General features: G+C 47.9%; 2 protein-coding genes and 2 pseudogenes. 1 reads left to right on the top strand and 3 read right to left on the bottom strand.

What is annotated here, in order from left to right; all coding sequences use genetic code 11:
- Positions 1-173, top strand: a pseudogene (locus tag PLA23_RS12740) (IS1634-like element ISMhu7 family transposase); the annotation flags it as partial.
- 52 nt (positions 174-225) lie between these two features.
- On the opposite strand, the gene PLA23_RS12735 reads toward PLA23_RS12740, so the two are convergent.
- The 3 genes and pseudogenes from PLA23_RS12735 to PLA23_RS12725 all read right to left on the bottom strand — a co-directional run.
- Positions 226-813, bottom strand: coding sequence for a YbhB/YbcL family Raf kinase inhibitor-like protein (locus PLA23_RS12735; protein WP_324475426.1), 588 nt, complete (start codon positions 811-813; stop codon positions 226-228).
- A 111-nt stretch (positions 814-924) separates the two neighbouring features.
- On the bottom strand, positions 925-1,608 hold the full coding sequence (locus tag PLA23_RS12730) for a hypothetical protein (protein ID WP_324332061.1): 684 nt from the start codon (positions 1,606-1,608) through the stop codon (positions 925-927).
- Positions 1,605-2,223: pseudogene (locus tag PLA23_RS12725) on the bottom strand (hypothetical protein); the annotation flags it as partial. The pseudogene PLA23_RS12725 and the gene PLA23_RS12730, both read right to left, overlap by 4 nt.

Genomic DNA, 2,223 nt, shown 5'->3' with positions numbered 1-2,223 from the left:
GAAAACAAACTCAGAGGCCATCTGCAAAATGGTTATTCTTCATGTTCAGAAGAGTAAGGCAGATGAAGGAAATTGATACATTCAGAATAATGGTACGAATTCTAAATTTCACCGATGAATTAAGAGAAATCGTTCGATTGTCAGGGCCGCATGTTCAAAAATATTATGCGTGACTTTTTTGGTGCAGAATGTCGGAGATACAGCGGGTTTTTTAAAAAACCGGCATTATCTTTTAAAGGTCGCGACGATTTCTGTGTTCTTTATGGTATGATCCGCAAGAACCATGTCAATCCCTGTACGGTCCAGATTATCAGTAAGATCACCAATATCCAGTGCATACAGCATAAACCGATACCGATGGGTCTGGCCGGTGGGAGGGCAGGGGGGGTAGTACGAATTTTCCTTTGCCGTATTTATCCCGATGGACATGTGTGATGACCCGGACGGGGTGGAGAATGCCTCAGGAATTTTCTCGGTTTCCGGGGGGATATTGTAGACTATCCAGTGGGTGAATGTTCCCAAAGGCGCATCAGGATCATCAAGCATACATACAAGACTTCGGGTGCCGTTTGGGATATTGCTCCATCTTATCTCCGGGTTTTTCTTCTGCCCCAGGCAGGTGTACTCCGTCGGGATCGATGAACCATTCACGATGGTTCCATTGGCAACGGTAAGGGTCAATGGGGCTGGATTTTCTTGTTCGGTTATCATAAAAGTCTCCTGTGCGGTCACTTCAGCACTGACGCCGGCACTCATCAATAAAAGAAGGAGAAGGAGAAGGATACCGAGAATGGGAGTATGCCATCTGTTCATAATGGTCATAGTGCATCAGGAGGTATAAGTATTTTTGTGCATCCCAGGGTCAATCAACCGGAATGGATCCTCCCATTTCCATGGGATGGTATTCAGCTATGATATCTTTTCTTACGTATCAGGATCACTCCAAAGCGGTGTATCAGATCTGACCGGAGAAATAATCACCTGATCTGAGGGGATCGGAGCAAAATTTTCTCCAGGGCTTTTTTTGTCCGATTGAGAAACGGGGTCTATTATGGCTTTTGTATCCACACATTCAGGAGATCGGAGAAAATCTGCAGGGGCACAGTATGATGAGGGAAGAGTATCTGCTTTCCGGAGGGGGTCATGTGCTGTCTGTGCACCTAAAATTTTTCTCCGACCACGTTCTAACTCTGCATTATGGGTTTTATTTTCAGATGAAAACGCATTCTGACCCCCTTTTACCGGAGAAAAATCTTCTCCGATCGGGTATTTTTGCGTTCCGGTTTCTCCGGTCACATCACCAGGAATGCAGGAAGTCACATCTGATATGGTATCGTCTTCATCAAAGTCCGGATGATCCGTATCATCGTCATCTGCATCAGATAACCAGCATCCTCCTCCCGATGACCACATCTGATACAGCTTCTCATTCCACATATACACGACCTGGGATTTGCTCCTGGTATCGATGATATCTGTCCGGTACAGGTAGGTTATCGCAGGACATTTCTCCAAAAGACCGCTATATGAACTATTCTTCCCATTTCCCCGTATGGTTTTGCGAACGGCATCATATGACTTTCCAGAGAGATCCACGAGCTCTTTCATGGTAAGATTGCTCCATTCTCGAACTGAATTGCATACGCTCCATCAGAATGGGCGGATGAGAACGGACACTGATCAAAGAGAAAGAGCCGGCCGGTGCCGTATGGTTTCTCCCGGAATGAGAGTCCGTAACCCGAGAGCCAGTCCCCAAGGTCGAGTGATTCGCCCTTTTGCTTGTGATTTGTTCTGACCGGTTCAGGCGGGGAAGGGAGGAGTGATGACAGGTGCATGAGGAGTTCGCGGGAGACGATGGCAATCTCTGCCGGTGAATGTATAATCCGTGAACGCCGATGTGGCCGGTCATTGACAGAATCGCCCTTCTTAGCCATGGTTCCGTAGAGTTTCCAGAGCTGGGCAGCTTTTGATACTGACGTGTCAACCCCGGATCTCTCGTCGGAGAAAAAGCCTGATGTGACAGTAAGTGCCTTTTTTATGAGTTCTCCACTCGCCGAATCGTTTGGGAGGTCGATGCGGTAGAGGAGGTGGGCGCCATTGCCGGAATCCGCGAATACCGGTTCAGGCCACCCCATATCAGAGAGGAACTGTCTGATCTTCTCCGCCTTTTCCACGGCATCCGTATGTTCACGATCTGAAGAGGATATACCAGACGGACGGCGG

It is taken from the genome of Methanospirillum sp. (genome assembly GCF_035406105.1).
GTDB lineage: Archaea > Halobacteriota > Methanomicrobia > Methanomicrobiales > Methanospirillaceae > Methanospirillum.
The sequence above is the reverse complement of the archived record's forward strand: the minus strand, read 5'-3'. Positions and strand labels throughout refer to the sequence as shown.

What these genes read in the sequence shown, in the direction of transcription:
- PLA23_RS12735 (WP_324475426.1), bottom strand. Translation starts at nt 813, where the DNA reads ATGAACAGATGGCATACTCCCATTCTCGGTATCCTTCTCCTTCTCCTT.
- PLA23_RS12730 (WP_324332061.1), bottom strand. Translation starts at nt 1,608, where the DNA reads ATGAAAGAGCTCGTGGATCTCTCTGGAAAGTCATATGATGCCGTTCGC.